Annotated in this window: 18 protein-coding genes and 1 pseudogene; 8 read left to right on the top strand and 11 right to left on the bottom strand. The window is 54.0% G+C overall.

Features of this window, described 5'->3' with window-relative positions:
* From CW267_RS22300 to gmk, 6 genes are all read right to left on the bottom strand, one after another.
* A partial coding sequence (locus CW267_RS22300; RefSeq protein ID WP_133124752.1) for a fructose-bisphosphatase class II occupies window positions 1–195 on the bottom strand: 195 nt, incomplete at its 3' end.
* Between the two features lie 50 nt (window positions 196–245).
* Window positions 246–2,327, bottom strand: coding sequence for an ATP-dependent DNA helicase RecG (gene recG, locus CW267_RS22295; protein WP_008806816.1), 2,082 nt, complete (start codon window positions 2,325–2,327; stop codon window positions 246–248).
* A 5-nt stretch (window positions 2,328–2,332) separates the two neighbouring features.
* A complete protein-coding gene (gene trmH / locus CW267_RS22290) occupies window positions 2,333–3,022 on the bottom strand; it encodes a tRNA (guanosine(18)-2'-O)-methyltransferase TrmH (protein WP_012540297.1) in 690 nt (229 codons plus the stop codon).
* Between the two features lie 4 nt (window positions 3,023–3,026).
* On the bottom strand, window positions 3,027–5,147 hold the full coding sequence (gene spoT, locus CW267_RS22285; protein ID WP_008806818.1) for a bifunctional GTP diphosphokinase/guanosine-3',5'-bis pyrophosphate 3'-pyrophosphohydrolase: 2,121 nt from the start codon (window positions 5,145–5,147) through the stop codon (window positions 3,027–3,029).
* Window positions 5,148–5,165: 18 nt separating this feature from the next.
* Window positions 5,166–5,441, bottom strand: a complete 276-nt coding sequence (gene rpoZ / locus CW267_RS22280; protein ID WP_000135058.1) for a DNA-directed RNA polymerase subunit omega — start codon at window positions 5,439–5,441, stop codon at window positions 5,166–5,168.
* A gap of 54 nt (window positions 5,442–5,495) precedes the next feature.
* On the bottom strand, window positions 5,496–6,119 hold the full coding sequence (gmk, locus tag CW267_RS22275) for a guanylate kinase (RefSeq protein WP_002922664.1): 624 nt from the start codon (window positions 6,117–6,119) through the stop codon (window positions 5,496–5,498).
* Between the two features lie 257 nt (window positions 6,120–6,376).
* Here gmk and ligB point away from each other — a divergent pair, with 257 nt between their 5' ends.
* Window positions 6,377–8,053 carry an NAD-dependent DNA ligase LigB gene (gene ligB / locus CW267_RS22265; protein WP_100781157.1) on the top strand — a complete coding sequence of 559 codons (1,677 nt, stop codon included), beginning with the start codon at window positions 6,377–6,379 and terminating at the stop codon, window positions 8,051–8,053.
* Window positions 8,054–8,058: 5 nt separating this feature from the next.
* Here the strand turns inward: ligB and CW267_RS22260 are convergent, their stop codons facing one another.
* Window positions 8,059–8,676, bottom strand: a complete 618-nt coding sequence (locus tag CW267_RS22260) for a trimeric intracellular cation channel family protein (protein WP_012540300.1) — start codon at window positions 8,674–8,676, stop codon at window positions 8,059–8,061.
* 275 nt (window positions 8,677–8,951) lie between these two features.
* Between CW267_RS22260 and CW267_RS22255 the strand changes: the two genes are divergently transcribed.
* A complete protein-coding gene (locus tag CW267_RS22255; protein ID WP_032736545.1) occupies window positions 8,952–10,202 on the top strand; it encodes a chloride channel protein in 1,251 nt (416 codons plus the stop codon).
* Between the two features lie 57 nt (window positions 10,203–10,259).
* Here CW267_RS22255 and CW267_RS22250 read toward each other — a convergent pair whose 3' ends face one another.
* The 3 genes from CW267_RS22250 to CW267_RS22240 form a co-directional block, all read right to left on the bottom strand.
* Complete coding sequence (locus CW267_RS22250; protein WP_012967052.1) at window positions 10,260–11,318, bottom strand: bifunctional transcriptional activator/DNA repair enzyme AdaA; 1,059 nt, start codon at window positions 11,316–11,318, stop codon at window positions 10,260–10,262.
* A gap of 2 nt (window positions 11,319–11,320) precedes the next feature.
* Window positions 11,321–12,067 (bottom strand): isocitrate lyase/PEP mutase family protein, encoded by a 747-nt coding sequence (locus CW267_RS22245; protein WP_022064899.1) that lies wholly within the window; start codon window positions 12,065–12,067, stop codon window positions 11,321–11,323.
* A 182-nt stretch (window positions 12,068–12,249) separates the two neighbouring features.
* Window positions 12,250–13,113, bottom strand: a complete 864-nt coding sequence (locus CW267_RS22240; RefSeq protein ID WP_008806823.1) for a YicC/YloC family endoribonuclease — start codon at window positions 13,111–13,113, stop codon at window positions 12,250–12,252.
* 643 nt (window positions 13,114–13,756) lie between these two features.
* Here CW267_RS22240 and CW267_RS22235 point away from each other — a divergent pair.
* From CW267_RS22235 to pyrE, 6 genes and pseudogenes are all read left to right on the top strand, one after another.
* Complete coding sequence (locus tag CW267_RS22235) at window positions 13,757–15,457, top strand: lysophospholipid acyltransferase family protein (RefSeq protein WP_100781156.1); 1,701 nt, start codon at window positions 13,757–13,759, stop codon at window positions 15,455–15,457.
* Between the two features lie 86 nt (window positions 15,458–15,543).
* Entirely contained in the window at window positions 15,544–16,509 is a 966-nt protein-coding gene (locus tag CW267_RS22230; protein WP_008806826.1) for an HlyD family secretion protein, read from the top strand.
* Window positions 16,502–17,420 (top strand): annotated as a pseudogene (locus CW267_RS22225) (ABC transporter ATP-binding protein). Before CW267_RS22230 ends, CW267_RS22225 begins: the two are co-directional and overlap by 8 nt.
* Window positions 17,407–18,546 (top strand): ABC transporter permease, encoded by a 1,140-nt coding sequence (locus tag CW267_RS22220; RefSeq protein ID WP_008806828.1) that lies wholly within the window; start codon window positions 17,407–17,409, stop codon window positions 18,544–18,546. The pseudogene CW267_RS22225 and the gene CW267_RS22220 overlap by 14 nt, the downstream one beginning before the upstream one ends.
* A 95-nt stretch (window positions 18,547–18,641) precedes the next feature.
* Window positions 18,642–19,358, top strand: a complete 717-nt coding sequence (gene rph / locus CW267_RS22215) for a ribonuclease PH (RefSeq protein ID WP_002922602.1) — start codon at window positions 18,642–18,644, stop codon at window positions 19,356–19,358.
* 111 nt (window positions 19,359–19,469) lie between these two features.
* Window positions 19,470–20,111, top strand: coding sequence for an orotate phosphoribosyltransferase (gene pyrE, locus CW267_RS22210; protein ID WP_008806829.1), 642 nt, complete (start codon window positions 19,470–19,472; stop codon window positions 20,109–20,111).
* A 47-nt stretch (window positions 20,112–20,158) separates the two neighbouring features.
* On the opposite strand, the gene slmA is transcribed toward pyrE, so the two are convergent.
* Window positions 20,159–20,755: a nucleoid occlusion factor SlmA gene (gene slmA, locus CW267_RS22205; RefSeq protein WP_008806831.1), complete on the bottom strand. Its 597-nt coding sequence runs from the start codon at window positions 20,753–20,755 to the stop codon at window positions 20,159–20,161.
* Window positions 20,756–20,815 lie beyond the last annotated feature (60 nt).

Genomic DNA, 20,815 nt, shown 5'->3' with positions numbered 1-20,815 from the left:
CATCGGCGCTTCATCGATTTCGCCCTCGCCGATGACGATGGTGCCGTCGATATTGACGAGGTTAAGCATAATGCGCATGGCGTTAACCGCTGCGCCGTCGGCGGTATTCTTATCGCCGCGGCCCAGCCATTTATAGCCCGCCAGCGCGGCGGCTTCGGTGACACGCGAAAATTCGATGGCCAGTTCTCGTTTCATAATCCACTCGTTGTGTAGAAAAATTGCCCGCAGCGCGGCAAAAGCGCGCGCTACGCGTTGGAATAGCGTTCGGTTTCCGGCATCCAGCGCTCGATAAGCGCCTGGGCCTGCAGCGGATAGCGTTCATGAATATGGCGAGCAATGCGTTGAACGTCGGGGATCATCGCCTGATCGCGCAGCAAGTCCGCTACTTTAAATTCGGCGTTGCCGGTCTGGCGGGTGCCGAGCAGCTCGCCGGGACCGCGGATTTCGAGGTCTTTCTGGGCGATGACGAAACCGTCGTTGCTGTCGCGCAGGACCTGCAGGCGTTTCTGAGCCGTTTTGGAGAGCGGCGATTTATAGAGTAGCACGCAGTGGGAAGCGACCGCACCGCGCCCGACGCGCCCTCTGAGCTGGTGCAGCTGCGCCAGACCCAGACGTTCCGGGTTTTCGATAATCATCAGGCTTGAGTTAGGCACGTCAACACCGACTTCAATCACCGTGGTGGCCACCAGCAGATGCATCTCGCCCTGCTTGAAGGCCTGCATCACCGCCTGCTTCTCGGCCGGTTTCATCCGCCCGTGGACGAGGCCGATATTAAGTTCCGGCAGCGCCAGTTTGAGCTCTTCCCAGGTCGCTTCCGCCGCCTGGGCTTCCAGCAGATCGGACTCTTCAATTAGCGTACAAACCCAATAGGCCTGGCGCCCTTCGTGGGTGCAGGCGTTGCGTACGCGGTCGATAATATCGCTGCGCCGGGTGTCCGGGATGGCGACGGTGGTCACCGGGGTTCGGCCCGGCGGCAGCTCGTCGATAATCGAGGTGTCCAGATCGGCGTAGGCGGTCATTGCCAGGGTGCGGGGGATAGGCGTGGCGGTCATGATCAGCTGATGCGGGTGGAACCCCTGCTGCTGACCTTTTTCCCACAGCGCCAGCCGCTGATGCACGCCGAAGCGGTGTTGTTCGTCGATAATCACCAGCGCCAGGCCGTTAAACTGCACCTGCTCCTGGAAGATGGCGTGAGTGCCGACAATCATCTGCACTTCGCCGCTGGCGATAGCCTCCTGCTGCGCCTGACGGGCTTTGCCTTTCTGTTTGCCCGCCAGCCAGCCGACTTCTATGCCCAGCGGTTCAAACCAGCTGCGGAAGTTATTGGCGTGCTGTTCGGCAAGCAGTTCGGTGGGCGCCATCAGCGCCACCTGTTTGCCGTGGGCGATAGCGCGCACGGCGGCCAGCGCGGCGACCAGCGTTTTACCGGAGCCAACATCGCCCTGCACCAGGCGCATCATCGGCACGTCCAGCGCCATATCGTGTTCGATCTCGGCGGTAACCCGCGCCTGCGCGCCGGTGGGCTTAAAGGGCAGGGAGGCCAGCAGCTGGTTTTTCAGGGTATCGTTGGCGCCGAGCGGCAGGGCGTGATAGCGCTGGGCGCCTGCCCGCAGCGCCAGCATGCTGAGGTTATGCGCCAGCAGCTCTTCCAGAATCAGACGCTGCTGCGCCGGGTGCTTGCCGCTTTCCAGCTCGCTAAGTTGCAAGGAGGGAGGCGGACGGTGCAGCGTACGCAGCGCTTCCGGCAGGCTCATCATCCCCTGCGCCAGCTCCGGTGGCAGGAGTTCGCTAATCGCGCAGGTTTCCAGGAGCTCAAGCGCCTGATCGGTGAGCTTGCGCAGGGTCGCCTGCTTGATGCCTTCGGTGGTCGGATAGACCGGAGTTAACGTTTCCTGAAGCTCCGGGGTGCTCATATCGCCCTGGACGCGGTATTCCGGGTGGATCATCTCGGCGCCGTACTTCCCGCGTTTGGCTTCACCGTAGGCCAGCACCCGACGACCAGTCGCGAGGCTGTTTTTCATCGCCGCGTTAAAGTTGAAAAAGCGCATGGTGAGGATGCCGGTGCCGTCGCTGATCTGGCAGGTCAACATCCGCCGGCCGCCGAAGGTGATATTGCTGTTGAGCACTTCGCCTTCCACGGTGGCATAAACCCCGGGAAGCAGCTCGGCTATCGGGTAAAGATGGGTGCGATCTTCGTAACGCAGCGGCAGGTGCAGCAGCAGGTCCTGAACCGTATGCAGGCCGATCTTCGCCAGTTTACTGCTTTGAGCAGCGCCCACACCGGTGAGTGAGCTAAGCGGAACGGCATCGAGCAGGCGGCCTGACATCAGGTTTACCTCGTTGCCTGCATGGTAGCCCACCATGCGTCATCGGCTTCCACTTCGCCCTGCTCGTTGACGTGGGGGTAAGGCAGACCTTTTTGTCTGGCGACGCGGGCCAGCACCGGATATCCGCCTTCGAACAGCAGGCGCTGCTGCTCTTCCGGCGGCAGCATGCTGTTGGCGCGTTGGTACATCCCGGCGTTTTGCCGCTGGCGCTGGGCTTCATACAGGATCAGCGCCGAGGCGACGGAGACGTTCAGCGACTGCACCATGCCGATCATCGGGATAATGATATCCCGGTCGGCCAGCGCCAGCGCTTCCTGGGTGATGCCGGTTTTCTCCTGGCCCATCAGGATGCAGGTTGGACGCGTATAGTCGATTTCACGAAAATCGATGGCTTTGTCGGAAAGGTGAGTGGCGAGGATTTGCATACCCTGGCCTTTCAGGTGGCCGACGGCATCTGCGATGGTGCGGTGGGTTTTCACCTGCACCCAGCTGTTGCTGCCCGCGGCGGCGGAGGCCATGGTACGCATTCGGCTGCTTGGCCAGACGGCATGCACTTCGTGTACGCCAACGGCATCTGCGGTCCGAATGACCGCAGAGACGTTATGAGGCTTATGGACCTGCTCCATGCAGACCGTCAGGTCAGGCTGACGCCTGGCGAGCATCTCGCAGATACGCTCGTAGCGCTTTGAGTTCATAAAGCTAGTTTCGGTTACGGGTGACTTTAATCACGTCCGGCATGACGCGGATTTTGCGCATGATATTCGCCAGATGCACGCGGTCACGCGCGGTCAGGCGGATAAAGGCGCTGTATACGCGGCCATCTTTCTCTTCCGTATTCAGGCTCTGGATATTGGAAGACGCGGTGTTGATCGCCGCCGTCAGGTTAGCCAGCGCGCCCTGGTGGTTAAACATGTCCACCTTAATTTCGGTGATGAACTCCTGAGCGGTCTCTTTATCCCACTCAACCGCCATAAATTTCTCCGGCTCTTTCTGGTAGCCGCGAATGTTACGACAGGATTCATGGTGGATAACCAGCCCTTTACCCGGACTGACGTGGGCGATAATCGGGTCACCTGGGATCGGGCGACAGCACTTGGCGAAGGTGATCAACACGCCATCGGCGCCTTTGATCGGCAGATGGCCGTGGTTCGACGCGTTAGCCGGTACCGGCGCCGCAGCGGCTTCGCCCTGCTGCAGGTTTTTCGCCACCACGACGCTCATGGCGTTACCCAGACCGATTTCCGCCAGCAGATCGTCAAGCGTGGCCAGCTTCATGCGATCGAGTTCGCGCTGGATATTCTCCGGCGGGATCTCGGCGAGTTTGCGGCTTCCGCCCAGCGCGTGATTGAGCAGACGACGGCCAAGGCTGACCGAATCGTCGCGCTTAAGGTTTTTCAGCAGCTGACGGATCTTGGCGCGCGCTTTCGAGCTGACGACAAAGTTCAGCCAGGCGGCATTCGGGCGTGCGCCCGGCGCGGTGATAATTTCGACAGTCTGGCCGCTGGAGAGCGGCTGCGACAGCGGATAAGGCTGGCGATCGACGCGCGCGCCAACGCAGGCATGGCCGATATCGGTATGCACCGCGTAGGCGAAGTCCACCGGCGTGGCGCCGGCGGGCAGTTCGACAATGCGACCTTCCGGGGTGAAAACGTAAATCTCATCGGGGAACAGATCGGATTTTACGCTCTCGATAAATTCAAACGAGCTGCCGGCGCTCTGCTGCAGCTCCAGCAGGCTTTGCATCCAGCGCTGAGCGCGGATTTGTGCGGTGGTGCTGCTTTCGCCGCCGTGCTCTTTATAAGCCCAGTGCGCCGCAACCCCCATCTCCGCCATCTGGTCCATGTCTTCGGTACGAATTTGTACCTCGACCGGGACGCCGTGGGGGCCGATCATCGAGGTATGCAAAGACTGATAGCCGTTCGCTTTCGGAATGGCGATGTAATCTTTGAAACGACCTGGACGCGGTTTGTAGAGGCTGTGCATCTGGCCGAGCACGCGATAGCAGATATCGGCATCATGGACGATAACGCGGAAGGCGTAGATATCCATGATCGAGTGAAAACGCTGCTCTTTAAGCACCATTTTGCAGTAGATGGAGTACAGATGCTTTTCGCGACCGCTGACGCGGCAGGGGATCCCCGCTTCCTGCAACCGTCCTTCGATTTCGGAGAGGATTTTTTGGATCATCTCTTTACGGTTGCCGCGCGCCGCTTTGACCACCTCTTTAATGACGCGGTAGCGGTTAGGGTACAGCGCTTCAAAGCCCAGCTCTTCGAGCTCGGTCTTGATGTGATGGATACCTAAACGGTGCGCCAGCGGGCTGTAAATTTCCAGCGTTTCGCGGGCGATGCGGCGGCGTTTATCCGGGCGTAACGAGCCCAGAGTACGCATGTTGTGGGTGCGGTCGGCAAGCTTGATGAGGATGACGCGGATGTCCTGCACCATCGCCATGATCATTTTGCGAAAGTTTTCGGCCTGCGCCTCTTTCTTATCGCGAAACTTGAGTTTATCAAGTTTCGACACCCCCTCTACCAGTTCGGCAACGCTTTTACCAAAAAGCTGTTCCATGTCCTGGTAGGTGGCGGGGGTATCTTCAATCACATCATGCAGCAGCGCGGCCATCAGCGTTTCATAGTCGAGCTTCATCTCGGCCAGAATGCAGGCTACCGCGACCGGGTGCGTGATATAGGGTTCACCGCTTGAACGTGTCTGACCCTCGTGAGCGTCACGTGCAACGAGATACGCCTGCCGAAGGCGCTTAATTTGCTCTTCCGGCAGGTAGTTTTGAATCAGCTGATTCAGGCTTTCAAACAGATACAAGGGCGACCCGCTGTGTGATTAACGACGACCTTCAGCAATCGCGGTAACGGCTTGTAATTCAGCGGCTTCCTGCTCTTGCTGTTCCTGGCGCTCACGTACGTCGAGGATCTGGTTGTTGATCAGACCTTCTTCGATTTCGCGCAGTGCGATAACGGTGGTTTTATCGTTTTCTTCCGGTACCAGCGGATCCTTTCCGCCTACCTGCATCTGACGAGCGCGACGCGCGGCGACCAGTACCAGGTCAAAACGGTTACCAATTTTCTCTACAGCGTCCTGAACAGTTACGCGTGCCATACTTAAAATGCTCCACAGGTGAAGAAATGACTGGGCATGATACTGAATGTGGGTTCAGTCTGCCAATAGTTTGGTGATTAAAGCGCCATGTCGCTGCTTTTGGCGGCTCATGCGCAGACGTTCAGCGCGGATGATATTTTTCAGGTCGCTCAGGGCGGTGTCAAAATCATCGTTCACAATCAGGTAATCATATTCCGCGTAATGGCTCATTTCCGCAACGGCCTGGGCCATCCGTTTCGCGATCACCTCTTCGCTGTCCTGGCCGCGGCCGCGCAGGCGACGGTCCAGTTCATCTTTTGACGGCGGCAGAATAAAAATGCTGCGTGCGCCGGGCATGCTTTTACGGATCTGCTGCGCACCTTGCCAGTCGATATCGAGGAAGACATCGACGCCGGTCGCCAGCACCTGCTCGATCGCTTTACGCGACGTGCCGTAATAGTTGCCAAAGACCTCTGCATGTTCCAGAAACGCGTTTTCGCCAATCATCGAGCGGAATTCGTCGTGATTCACGAAGAAATAGTGTTCGCCGTGCACTTCACCCGGACGCGGCGCCCGCGTGGTATGGGAAACCGATACCTGGGTGTCATACAACGGTTGGGTTTTTAATAAAGCCTGAATCAGGCTGGATTTACCCGCGCCGCTAGGGGCGGAAACAATATAAAGCGTGCCTTGAGCCATGAGTGTCTTTTGTATGTGGTTATCGAAAGAGGTCCTACATACGAGCCTATTATACACGTCGCCGCGGCGTGACGCAGTCATTGTCACACTTTTTGCCGCTGTTTCTTTCATTTTGCCTGCCGTTTTCCTGAATTCGCTAGCCGTTGCTGCAATGAAGCGTAAATCCTGGAAGACGCTTCGCAAGGCGAAAAAGTACCCGTCGCGGTTCGCGGTGTTCTACAGCAGACTCTCCGCCAGGTGATGAAGGAGGGACTGCTATGCGAAAAGGAGGGTGGTGGCTGGCGCTAGGGATGTTCTCTGCCAGCGCGCTGGCGACGTGTCCGGACTGGCCGCCGGCCAGAGGAAGGCAGGAGATTTCACGCCTTCATCAGCAAATTGTCGCCTGGAAAGAGGACTACTGGCGACAAGGCGCCAGCGAAGTGAGCGATGAGGTTTACGACCAGCTCACCCTACGCCTGGCGCAGTGGCGACAATGCTTTCCGGGCACGACGCCTGAAGATGACGATCTGCCTCCGCCCACCGGCGATGCGCGTCATCCGGTGGCCCATACCGGCGTGCGCAAGCTGGCGGATGAGGTCAGCGTGGCCCACTGGATGAAAAATAAAACCGACCTGTGGATACAGCCTAAAGTGGACGGCGTGGCGGTGACCCTGGTCTATCGCCAGGGGAGTTTGGTTCAGGCCATTAGCCGCGGCGATGGTCTGCGCGGTGAGGCATGGACCGCCCGAGCGCGGCAGATCCCGGCGCTGGCGAAAGTGACGACCGGTGAACTGGCCAACAGCGTGCTGCAGGGGGAGCTGTTTCTGCGCCGGGACGGCCATGTTCAGCAGCAGGCTGGGGGGATGAACGCGCGGGCGAAAGTCGCCGGGTTGATGATGCGAGCCGACGCGGCGGCGGCGCTCAGTCAACTGGACGTTTTTATCTGGGCCTGGCCAGACGGCCCGTCGGATATGCGCCGTCGACAGCAGCTGCTGACGCAGGCGGGGTTTAAGTACAGCGGGCAATATACCCACCCGGTGACGCGCGTCGAACAGGTGGCGCAGTGGCGCCAGCGCTGGTATCGCTCGCCGCTTCCCTTCGTCAGCGATGGCGTGATTGTGCGCGAAGGGCGCGAACCGCCGGGACGTGCCTGGTCTCCCGGAAAGGGAGAGTGGCTGGCGGCCTGGAAGTATCCTCCGGCCTCACAAGTGATGGAGGTACGGGCGATCCATTTCCGCACTGGCCGCAGCGGCAGGCTCAACGTCGTGGCCCAGCTTGAGCCCCAGCGGCTGGATGATAAACGCGTGCAGCGGGTTAATGTTGGCTCTGTGGCCCGCTGGCAGGCGCTGGATATTGGGGTTGGCGATCAGCTGCAGATCAGTCTGGCAGGGCAGGGTATTCCTCGGATCGACGCCGTCGTCTGGCGGACGGCCGAGCGCCATAAACCGACGCCGCCGGCGGCGAAATTCAATGCGCTAACCTGCTATTTCGCCACCCCTGAGTGCAGCGAACAGTTTCTTTCCCGGCTGATCTGGCTGTCATCAAAGTCCGCGCTGGATGTCGATGGCGTGGGGGAAAATTTATGGCGCGCCATTCAGCAGCAAAACCCGATGACGCATATTTTTTCCTGGCTGGCGCTTACGGTGGAGCAGCTGCAGGCGGTGCCAGGGATCTCCGCCGCCCGCGGGCAGCACCTCTGGCATCAATTTGATCTCGTTCGCAAACGGCCTTTTATCCGCTGGGTGCTGGCGATGGGGCTCCCGGTGCCTCAGGGGGCGCTGACGCAGCTCGAAAGCGAGAACTGGCATCTGCTGGCGGCAAAAAGTGAAGCGCAATGGCGCGCGCTGCCGGGCGTGGGGGAGATCAGAGCCCGCCAGCTGGTGGCCTTCCTGCACCATCCGGATGTGGTGGCGCTGGCGCAATGGCTCAGTGGGCAGCGCATCCCCGGATTTTGAGGCGGTTAGTGGCTATCATGGGTGTAGTGGAAGACCGGTAGCCCCAGTTTCCAGCGCAGTGCCAGCATGCGGGCGGTAAAGCCGAACAGCAGCGTAGCCAGCACCACCACATCGTGGCTGCTGACGTAATGTTGCAGGGCAATATAGAGTACGGCTGCGGCAAACGAGATCCCGGCATAGAGCTCTTTCTGGAAGACCAGCGGAATGCGTTTGCAGAACATATCGCGCAGTACGCCGCCAAAAACGCCGGTGATGACCGCGGCGATAGAGGCGATGATCGGACCTTCGCCCATATCCAGGGCGATCTGCGCGCCGATGATGGAAAACACGATCAGCCCCAGCGCGTCCAGCACCAGAAACAGCCGGCGAAGGTGAGGCATCACTGGAGCGGCAATGGTGGTGAGGACGGCGGCGACAGCGACAATAATGACATATTCCGGATGTTTCACCCAGCCGAGAGGATAATGTCCCAGCAGGATATCGCGAACGGAACCCCCGCCCAGCGCGGTCGCGGTGGCGATAATGATGACGCCAAACGTGTCCATCCGCCGGCGCCCGGCAGCCAGCGCGCCGGTCATGGCTTCCGCGGTGATACCGATTAAATACAGAACATGAAGCAGCATAGATCCCCCCAGATAATGGCGGGCAGGTTAACGATTTGTGCGCAGGATCACGATTGAGATTTTCTAAAGCGAATCATTTACGCCAGGAAAAATTAATGGAAGTAGTATCTGTGATGGCTTGATTTAAAGGTTTATTGATTTTTTAGGTATTTTTATTGATTAGAAAAAGTAATGCTAAGTGAAGCGACGGGTATCACTATCGAAAACACTATGATTACGCAATGTTTAAGTCTCGTCCTTTATTCTTTTATTTTTCCTTTTCAAGGCCTGAGAAAATGAGCGTCGCCGCCGGGAATAAAAACAATCTGACCCGCCTGATAGCCGTGGTATTAACCGGGATTCTGGCCGGTTTGTCCGGTATGGTGTTGGCGCTGATTTTACACGCGATACAGCACCTGGCTTTTGGCTACAGTGCCGGGCAGATCGTCGGTTCGGTGTCATTTTTACAGGGCGTCACGGAGTCATCCTGGCCACGCCGCATCGCGGCAATCGTGGCCGGCGGTGGCGTCGCCGGATTTGGCTGGCGGCTGCTTGGTCGCTATGGGCAGAAGCGGGTTTCCATTGCGGCGGCGGTGGCCAACCCTTCCGTACCCATGCCAGCAGGCACCACGACGATCCACGCCCTGCTGCAGATCGTCACCGTAGCGCTGGGTTCCCCGCTTGGCCGCGAAGTGGCGCCCCGGGAAATGGGCGCGCTGGGGGCGGGGATGGTGGCGCGTAAGCTGGGCCTGCTGGAAGATGAAACTCGCACGCTGATCGCCTGTGGGGCGGGCGCCGGTCTGGCGGCGGTCTATAACGTCCCGCTGGCAGGGGCGTTGTTCAGCCTTGAGGTCATGCTGCTGTCGTTTAGCTGGGAAAAAACGCTGGCGGCGATAATGACCTCGGCGATTGCCGCGTGGACGGCTACCCTGGGGTTAGGGGATGAATCGCAATACCATTTTGTTTCCAGCACGCTTCCGCATTCCTTTCTCTGGTGGGCGATTCTGGCGGGCCCGATTCTTGGCACCGGCGCCTGGCTCTTTCGTAAAGCGACCAGCGCAGCGCGTTCACGCGTCCGAAGTAACTGGCAGATGCCGGTGTTCTGTCTGCTGGGGTTTTCCCTTCTTGCCATCCTGAGCCTTTATTTCCCGGAACTTCCGGGCAACGGCAAGGGACCAATGCAGCTGGCGCTCAGCGACGGGCTGCCTCTCTCTATGGTCGCTATCCTGTTAGTGTTGAAGATGGTGGTGATCCTGGCGGTGCTGCGCGGCGGCGCGGAGGGTGGATTGTTAACCCCGGGGCTGGCGGTAGGCGGACTGGTCAGTCTGCTGCTCTGCGCGCTCTGGCAGCTCGGCTTCCCTGGTGGAGATAAAAGCAGCTTCGCTCTGGTGGGGGCGGCCGCGTTTCTCGCCGCCTCCATGCAGATGCCGCTGACTGCGGTGGTGCTGGTGATGGAGTTCACCCACATGGATCACAGCTATCTGGCTCCGGCGCTGCTGTGCGCGGCAGGGGCGTTTTTAACCTGCCGGGCGCTGGACAAAAAATAGGTTTACCGAGCCGCAGTGAAAGTGAACAGGGAGGGGCCCTTCATCCGGGAAGTAAAATCAGCCGCATTTTTCCCTGATGGTTGCCTCATGGTTAATAAGCCATTTTTTACGTGCAACGCCGCCGCCGTAACCGGTCATCGAACCATCTTTGCCGATAATTCGATGGCAGGGGATGATAATCGCGACGCGGTTAGCGCCGTTTGCTGCAGCCACCGCGCGCGTGGCCGTTGGTTTACCTATATCCATCGCAATCGATTGATAATGCGTCGTCTCACCGAAGCTAACGTACTGTAAATGGCGCCAGACCGCTCGCTGGAATTCGCTGCCTGGGGTATCAAGCGCCACCTCGAACGATTGACGCCGCCCGGCAAAATACTCCGTTATTTCCTGTTGCGCCTGCCGGGTGTGGGCGTTTTCACCAGCGATGATGCTGGCGTCGAACCGTCGCTGCAGGTCGCTGAATTCTGTCTCCAGCGCTCGTCTGTCGACAAACTCCAGCAGACAAATCCCCCGCTGCGTTGCACAAACAAACATTGGCCCTAACGGGGTGGTAAAACGATGAATTAAAACAACCTGGCGTTGCGCGCTGGGTGCGGAACCGGTCAATTTTTTGCAGGTATAGCCGAAACCGCTTAAGGACTCATAGCCGCTATCGAAAGCGACATCGGTGGTTGATCGGCCTGCTTTCAGCTCCTGAAGCGCCATATTAACGCGCTGCATCCGTTGAAAAGCCTGAAAGGTGATCCCGTGGTTTTGCAGGAACCAGCGGCGAACGCGTTCCGGGCTAATATCGTGCTGACGTAGTTCGCTATCACTGAGGCGAACCTTCGGGTCTTCTCGCAGCAGGCGGAGCGCTTGCTCAACAAAGGCGGGGGCTGTCCGGGCATTCTCCGTCGGGCGACAGACTTTGCATGGCCGGAACCCGGCATCCAGCGCGGATTTAACGTCATTATAGAATTCGACGTTTTCCCGCCTGGGTTTTCGCGCCCGACAGACCGAGATACAAAATACGCCGGTGGTTTTCACGCCAACGAAAAAGACGCCGGTAAACTCCACAGCGCGTTCAAGCAGCGCCTGATACCAGATATCGCACTGGATGCTGTCGGTAATTTTCATGGTCAAAAAACACCCGAGAAAGAGTAGTTAGCTTGCACCTGACATAATAAGTCTTTCAGTCTGGCCTGTGTGGCAGCATGAATAAAATTGCCCATCGAAATTCGTTTTACGCCCAGTGCCGATAAGGTACTGAAGTCCGCCAGCTCAGGCATACACATTACGTTTAAGGGTAAAGGCACGTGGCGGACAATGGCGGTAATATCTTCCGCGCGGGTGACGCAAGGCACAAAAAAACCGCATCCGCCATGGTTAGCGTATAACTGACCGCGATAGAGCGTCTCATCCAGTGCATTTGGTACGTTGAGAAGAAAGGTATCGGTGCGGACATTAACAAACATATCGGGACAAGCGTGGGTGATTTCCTGGATTTTGGCGGCAAAGACCACGGCATCGTCAAGACGACGCGTATTATTCACCACATGACTATCCTCGAGGTTTATTCCGCTCACGCCGAGATGCGCCAGACGCTGGATATTGTCAATGATGTGGCTGGTTGTGGCGCTGTAGCCCGCCTCTAAATCGACGCTTAACGGCAGTTCGCTAACAGCTTTGATGCGTGAGACGATATATAACAGCTCGTCAAAACTCATCTCTTCGCCATCTTCATACCCTAACATTGCGGCGATAGCAGCGCTGGAGGAGCCCAGCGCCTGATAACCGGCCTGCTGAGCGGCCTGAGCGCTGCTGGCATCCCAGACGTTGGCAAGCAACAACGGTTGGTTTTGCTGGTGAAGCGCGTTGAAGTTCATTCTTTTCTCCCGCGGTGGTGTGTCCCCAGACTGTGCCGCGTTGGGCTCATTTGCCACAACCGAAAACTGGACGACTATTTTTATACGTAGATTCTTATCGTCAGCCGGCGGGAGAGATAAATAAAAAGGCCATGATTGATCATGACCTTTTATACGGTAGTGCCTGGATGGGTGAGAAAGCGTTACTCGATATTCTGGATCTGTTCGCGCATTTGCTCGATCAGTACCTTCAGCTCAATCGCGGAGTTGGTGACCTCGGCGTTAATCGATTTTGACGCCAGGGTGTTCGACTCACGGTTGAACTCCTGCATCATAAAGTCGAGACGGCGACCCACAGCCTCTTTCTTTTTCAGAATGTTGTAGGTCTCTTTAACGTGCGCTTCGAGGCGGTCCAGCTCTTCGGCAACGTCGATACGCTGCGCCATCAGCACCAGCTCTTGCTCAAGACGGTTATTTTCCAGCTGCACTTCCGCGTCTTCCAGTTTGGCAACCAGACGCTCGCGCTGCCACTGGAGGATTTCCGGCATATGGGCGCGAACTTTGGTCACTTCGCCGCTCACCCCTTCAAGCCGCTGCTCGATAAGCGCTTTCAGGGCCTGGCCTTCCGTTTCGCGGGCGACGATGAAGTCGTCCAGCGCGCCATCAAGAGCGGCCAGAATGTCGGCGGCGATGGCGTCGAGATCTTGCTCTTTGGCGGCCATCACGCCCGGCCAGCGCAGGATATCAACCGGGTTGATTTCCCCTTCATCGCTCTGCATTTTCACCCAGTTGGCAGCGTTGACCAGCTGTTTAGCCAGCTTTTCGTTGAGGATAAGTTCACCCTGAGCGCTGGGATCTTGTTCAAAACGCAGGGTGCATTCGACTTTACCGCGAGTCAGGCGGGCGCGAATGCGCTCGCGTACCACGGGCTCCAGACTACGGAACTGCTCCGGCAGGCGGAAGTACGTTTCCAGATAGCGCTGGTTTACCGAGCGCAGCTCCCATGCGGCGCTACCCCAGTCACCCTTGATTTCACGGCGGGCATAGGCGGTCATACTGCGGATCATAGACGTTCCTGTTTTCGTAATAATGAATGCAAGGATTATAGCTATGCGGGCGGTGACTTAACAGGAATAGTGATGAAATACCTGGATGGCGATTGTTTTGAGGGGCATAGCCACAATCTATTTCATGCAATTACTAAGTTAAGCGAGCGGTATGCTTCTGTTGTGGGTAAAAATAAGACGTTTTGTATTGGCAATTTTACGTCAATGACGCTGTTAAGTTATATGTGGTTAATTATTTGGGCTTACTGAAGAAATGGTTTTTCTGCGCTTTGTTGACCGCGGGGAGATATTACTTTTTACTGTAGTTAATGGTTTTATGTTATTTGGCGTGAACATCAAATACAGATGATGCTATACGAGCTAGTTTCTTGTCGGAAAATCTGATCAGAGTGATGCTTTCGTGCCAAATATAACCACTGGAAATACTACGGTGTATTATCTTTAAGTATTATGTATGCTTTTTTTGAATTTATTGCGGCGAATATATTAAACCTGCTATTGTTTATATTGTCTTCATGAATATTATCACTTCAACTATATTCATTAATTTTGTATTAGTGGGTTTTCATTTTGGGCGGTATTGTCCGACAGAAGGATCACGAGTATAGTCGTTTTAGATTAGTTCTATAAAAAGGATTTTAATATGAACGCTATCTTTGACAGAGTCATTAGAGAGTTTTTCCCGGATACCCATATTCCACACTGGAAAAAATGGGTTTTCAGAGCCGCATTTGGCAATAGGATATTCTCTCGGTTAATAAACGACGAACGGTTAATTGATAAAAATGGTGTGCATTGGGTTAGTTCGGTCATTGATTTTTTTAACGTCCAATGTGAAACGGAATACTCTGACTTTAATAATATACCCCGACAGGGTGCTACAGTTGTTATTTCAAATCATCCGACGGTAATGGATGGTATTGCTTTAATACATACTATCGCTCAGGTCAGGAAAGATATAAAAATAGTGGCTAACCATATTTTGCCAATGATATTCCCACAGGTGGCAGAACTTACCATTGGTATTGAGAATATGGCTGGTAAGATGAGCCATAAGAAATTCAGGGAAATGAACGATCACCTGAAGAACGGTGGTGTGTTGATTATTTGTCCTGCAGGTAAGTTGGCTAGCTGGTCTCTTTCAGGTTTACAGGAACATCAATGGAATCCCGGTTTTTTACAACTGGCGATGAGAAACAACGCGGCGCTGGTACCTGTCCATATTACGGGATCAAACAGCAAAACTTATTATTTAACTGCGACGGTCTGGCGGCAACTGTCAAATATAATGATTATTCGTGAAGCGCTACGCCATCGTGGTAAGACCATGAAAATCAAAGTAGGGCAGCAAATAGCCTTATCTTCGTTTAATCGATTTAATAAAGATCTGTCTGCCGCGTCAAGTGTATGCTTGATGCATCTCCAGAGCATCGGAGAGAATGGCCCGGCGCTGGTAGATACGGTTTCTCCGCAACAATTAACAGGTAGTCGAGAGAGTTTAATAAACGCAATAGAAGAGTGCGAAGTATTAAGACAATTTGATGATGAGAGAAAATTATTGATATTTCGCTGCAATACCCTCGGAGACTCACCCATTATTGATGAGCTAGGGCGCTTACGCGAGCGCTGTTATCGCGATATTGGCGCCGGATCCGGTAAAGACAGAGATAATGATGTTTTTGATGAAACCTATTACCATGTCATTTTATGGGATCCTTCTGATGAAGAAATACTGGGTGCCTATCGTCTAATACCCGTTGGTGAGCAGTTAGCGCAACATGGAATAACAGGCCTCTATAGCAACAGCCTGTTCAAGTACCATAATAATGCCTATTCCTGTTTAAGCCAGTGTGTGGAAATCGGCCGTGGATTTATCCAGAAGCCTTATCAAAAAAGTAATGTTCTTGATTATTTATGGCGCGGGATATTTGATTTTATAAAAAGATATCCAGACTATAAATATTTGTTAGGTGTGTTGACGATCCCCGGCTCTTTTCCTGAAGAGGTACAGAAACTCATTGTAAGCTTTTATAATATGTACTTTCCCAGTTCGGTTAACTTTTGTACGCCAATTCAATTATTCACTGCAGAAGGTGCACAAAGTGATAGCCCATTTTCCGGAAATGATTTTAGAGACGACTGGCGTGTGCTTAACGATTTACTGAGAGAAAAAGGTTATGAACTACCATGGCCTTTTAAACAGAGCGCTAAATGGTTTTCTCCAGGAGGATCGTCGATTCTTGCATTCACAAAAGATGATGCTTTTCACTCGATCGCTGGTTTAAACCTGAGTGCTCTCGATAAATTGAATGAAATATACTTTAAGCATTATTTAAAGGATTAAACTGACGATAACGTTAGGGTTTGGAATGAGAATAATTCAATCCAGACATCAGTAATGAAAAACTCTATGCGTACGGATGCGTTTTAATGCAAAAGCCAGTAACTATATTTATTGTTGTGATAGCGATGCTGATGATTACGGGGTGTGATAACAAACCGGAGAACAGGTTATCTGGTTATTCACATGGCGAATTTGTCTATCTTTCTTATTCTTCCACTGCAAAAATTGAACAGCTATTCATTAAGAAAGGAGATAATGTCACGCCTGGACAAGAGTTAGTGAAAATTGAGTCCTTTGATGCGCAAAATATTTTCCTGCGAGCTGAGGAAAAACTTTCTGCAGAGAGCGCATTATTGCGAAATCTGGAGTCGGGAGAACGGCCTGAAGAGCTGGATATTATTCGTGCCCAGATTAAAAAAGCACGATCGGCGGAATCCCAGGTAAAGCGTCAGCTTGAGCGGTATCGTAATCTTTACGCCAGTCGCGCCATCTCGCTCGCAGAATGGGAGGATATCCGGGATGAGTTAACGCAAAAAGGCGCGCAGGTTGAAGAGTTAATTAATCAACTCAAAGCGCGGCAACTGCCTGCCCGTCAGGATGAGATTAGCAAACAGCTCTCGATGGTGGCCGCGGCAAAACTCGAACGTGATAAGGCGCTTTGGGATGTCCAGCAAACGACGATTGTTTCTCCGGTCAATGCTAAAGTCTTCGATATTATTTATCGTGCCGGGGAACGGCCCACTGCCGGCAGACCAATAATTAGTCTGTTACCTCCTGAGAATATAAAAGTACGCTTTTTTATACCCGAGGCGATGCTTGGTAAATTTAAAATCGGAACTAAGGTAAAACTGATATGCGATGGTTGCGCTGAGCCCATTGCTGGCGTGATTAACTACATCAGTCCTGAAGCGGAATTTACGCCTCCGGTTATTTATAGTACGAAACGCCGGGAGAAACTCATTTTTATGGCTGAGGCTGTTCCTGCCCGGAAGCAGGCTGAGCGGATGAAAATCGGCCAGCCGTTTGATGTGGAGGTTATTGGTAATGAATAATCTTTGTATTGATGTAAAAAATCTCAATAAGTATTTTGGTGAGCATCACGTCGTAAAGGATTTCTCTTTGCAGGTGGCCAAAGGCGAAATTTATGGTTTTCTTGGGCCGAACGGTAGCGGGAAAACAACATCGATTCGGATGATGTGTGGTTTGATTACCCCGGATTCAGGTGAAGGCTCTTGTCTGGGCATGGACATCTTTACGCAGCGGGAAAAAATAAAAAAAAAAGATAGGTTATATGACCCAGTATTTCTCAATGTGGGGAAATTTAACCATCCGGGAAAACTTACTTTTTATCGCGCGGTTGTATAGCCTCGACCAACGTAAAGCCCGGGTTGAACGCGCGCTTTCAGAGTTAGGCCTCACTACCCGACAGCATCAGCAGGCCAGGGAGCTTTCTGGCGGCTGGAAGCAAAGAATGGCCCTCGCCGCTTGCATGTTGCATGAACCCGTTTTGTTGTTTCTCGATGAACCAACCGCCGGCGTGGATCCGAAAGCGCGGCGAGAGTTCTGGCAAATGCTGCATCAGTTATCGGACAGAGGGATCTCAATCCTGGTGAGCACGCATTATATGGATGAGGCCGAGCGCTGCCATAAGGTTGCCTATCTGTCTTATGGCCGTCTGTTGGCGAATGGCACTATTTCGTCGATTATCGCGTCCCAGAATCTGATCACCATGCGAACCAGTGGCACCGGTCTGACGCTGCTTGAAAACCAGCTACAACGCTTGCCGGATATTGAGCAAACGGTCATTTTTGGCAATCAGCTTTATATTACTTCCAGAGATGAAGCCAAATTAAAGTCCACGCTTTTTGCATTTACACAACAGGGCTATGAGTTCTGTCAGGTGGCTACCAATCTGGAAGATGCATTTACCTACTTGATGAAAAACGATTGTGAAAAAAATTAATTTAAGCTTCTCCTTTACCCGTTGGATCGGCGTGGTTATTAAGGAAATCCACGAATTACGTCGTGATAAAGTCAGCATTAGTATGGTGCTCCTGACACCTATTTTTCAGCTGATCATTCTTGGCTATGCGATCAATATGGATCCCCATAATCTTCCTACCGCGTTATTAAATTACGATACCGAACGCATGAGTCATATTTTTGTGACGGAAGCGCAAAATACAGGGTATTTTTCAATGATTCCTGTCGATTCAGAAGAGGCGGCGCAGAAAGCTTTCGTTCGGGGAGATGTCACTTTTATCGTGACAATTCCTGAGGGGTTTACGCGCAAGATGCTGCGTGGAGAAAAGCCTCAGCTGTTAATTCAGGGGGATGCCATCGATCCGATAACCACGGGGAATGCGCTAAGTGCCCTTGTACAGGTGGCGAAATCGATGTTTCAACACGATTTGCCGGGCGACATGCGTATCTCGCAAAAAGAGGATGATTTCGAGCTTATTATCCATCGGATGTTTAACCCTGAGGGGATTACCCAGTTTAATACTATTCCAGGTATTATGGGATCGATACTCAGTACCACCTTGATCCTGATGACCGCCCTGTCTATTACCCGTGAGCGAGAAAACGGGGCGTTAGAAAATTTACTGGTCTCTCCTTTGACCGGGTTTGAGGTCATTGTCGGGAAGATAACGCCTTTTGTTGTCATCGGTTTGTTCCAGGCGACGTTAATTCTGATTGCCGCTGTGCTATTGTTCAATATTCCCCTTCATGGTAGCGTTTTTCTGCTTTTTTTTGTGCTGTTAATATATGTTTTCCTCTGCCTGTCAATTGGCATTGGTATTTCTGGCCTGGCACAAAACCAACTGCAGGCGCTGCAAATGTCGTCATTTTACTTTATTCCTTCCATTATGCTTTCCGGCTTTATCAGCCCCTTTATTAGTATGCCTGACTGGGCGAAAGCCATTGGCTCCTGTTTACCGCTGACCTATTTCATCCGACTGGTTAAGGGCATCATGCTGAAAGGCTATTCTGCGATGGCATTATTACCCGACCTTTTGCCACTGATCGGCCTGGCGGTGATAGTGATTGGCGTGGGGTTGAAATCTTATCGTAAAACACTGGACTGACATTATGTGCGTGCCCGGCACGTGTTGGCATAGGCTTTTCGCCATGAAATTCGTATAATGCGCCCCACATTCGTTTCAAGCCGGAGATTTCTATCATGCGTCCAGCAGGCCGTAGCGCTAATCAGGTGCGTCCCGTCACCCTGACCCGTAATTACACAAAACACGCTGAAGGCTCCGTGCTGGTCGAATTCGGTGATACCAAAGTGTTGTGCACCGCTTCCATTGACGAAGGCGTTCCGCGTTTCCTGAAAGGACAGGGGCAGGGCTGGATCACCGCTGAATATGGCATGCTGCCGCGCTCAACGCACACGCGTAACGCGCGTGAAGCAGCAAAAGGCAAGCAGGGCGGCCGGACGATGGAAATTCAGCGTCTGATCGCTCGCGCGCTGCGCGCGGCGGTTGACCTGAAAGCGCTGGGTGAATTCACCATCACCCTCGACTGCGATGTGCTGCAGGCCGATGGCGGCACCCGTACGGCGTCGATTACCGGAGCCTGCGTGGCGCTGGCCGATGCGCTAAACAAACTGGTGGCAGCCGGCAAGCTGAAAACCAACCCAATGAAGGGGATGGTTGCCGCGGTGTCCGTTGGTATCGTTAACGGCGAAGCCATTTGCGATCTGGAGTACATCGAAGATTCCGCAGCGGAAACCGACATGAACGTGGTGATGACCGAAGATGGCCGCATTATTGAGGTGCAGGGGACGGCAGAAGGCGAGCCGTTCACCCATGAAGAGCTCCTCACTCTCCTGGCGTTAGCCCGAGGGGGGATCGAATCCATTATCACGACGCAGAAGGCGGCGTTAGAAAATTAATGATTAAGGCGACTGAGAAGTCGCCTTTTTTTTGCGCTTCATCCTTCATTACACCTGCGAAGGATGAGCGCGTAGTCTGACAATGATGAAAGTACCAAAAGGAGCGAATCCATGAAGCCGTATCAGCGCCAGTTTATTGAGTTTGCGCTTAGCAAGCAGGTTCTTAAGTTTGGCGAGTTCACGCTGAAATCCGGGCGCAAGAGCCCCTATTTCTTCAACGCCGGCCTGTTTAACACCGGGCGCGATCTGGCACTGCTGGGCCGTTTTTATGCCGAGGCGCTGGTGGATTCCGGGATTGAGTTCGACCTGCTGTTTGGCCCGGCCTATAAAGGTATTCCGATCGCCACCACCACCGCGGTGGCGTTAGCCGAGCATCATGACCGCGATCTGCCTTACTGCTTTAACCGCAAAGAGGCAAAAACCCACGGCGAAGGCGGCAACCTGGTCGGTAGCCCGCTGCAGGGGCGTGTGATGCTGGTGGATGACGTGATCACCGCCGGTACGGCGATCCGCGAATCCATGGAGATTATCCAGGCCCAGGGCGCCCAGCTGGCGGGCGTACTGATCTCCCTGGATCGTCAGGAGCGCGGCCGCGGCGAGATCTCCGCTATTCAGGAAGTGGAGCGGGATTACGGCTGCCAGGTTATCTCAATCATCACTCTGAAAGAGCTGATTGCTTATCTGGAAGAGAAACCCGAGATGGCGGAATATCTGGCGTCAGTTCGCGCCTATCGTGAAGCCTACGGCATCTAAGACATACGCCCGGTAAGCGTCAGGCTACCGGGCATCTCAGAAGAAGATTACTGAAGCTGCGCGGCGACCAGCGGCCAGCGGGCCTCGAAATCATCCGTCGGACGATATTTGAACTCGCTGCGCACAAAGCGCGACAGCATGCCCTCGCAGAAGGCCAGCAGCTGGCTGGCCAGCAGGGTTTCGTCGAGGGTGTAGCCTTCGCCTTCACGCATTTTTTTCTCGCGCATCACCTGACGCAGCTGTACTTCGATGCGTTCAAAAAGCTGGTTGATGCGGCCCTGTAGCCGGTCCTGTTCGAACATCAGCGCGTGCCCGGTGAGGATACGCGTCAGCCCAGGATTACGCTCGCCAAACCCAAGAATCAACAGAACGATCAGGCGCAGGCGCGCGGTCGTGTCCTTTTCATCTTTCAAAATCAAATTGATGCGCGTAATCAGACTGTCTTCAATGAACTCGATCAGGCTGTCAAACATGCGGGTTTTGCTGGGAAAATGGCGATACAGCGCGGCTTCGGAGACGCCGACGGAAGCCGCCAGTTTCGCGGTGGTAATACGTTGACTACCATCGCTGGATTCCAGCATGAGCGCCAGAGATTGAAGTATTTCTTCGCGACGATTCCGTTTCGCAGTTTGCTTTTCTGCCATGTTTTAAAATACCCCTGAAAATAAGCACTTGTCAGGCAGACATCCACAACGCGACCGCAA

The organism is Klebsiella sp. X1-16S-Nf21 (assembly GCF_002837615.1).
Lineage (GTDB): Bacteria > Pseudomonadota > Gammaproteobacteria > Enterobacterales > Enterobacteriaceae > Klebsiella > Klebsiella variicola.
This window is presented reverse-complemented; position numbering and strand designations above follow the sequence as displayed.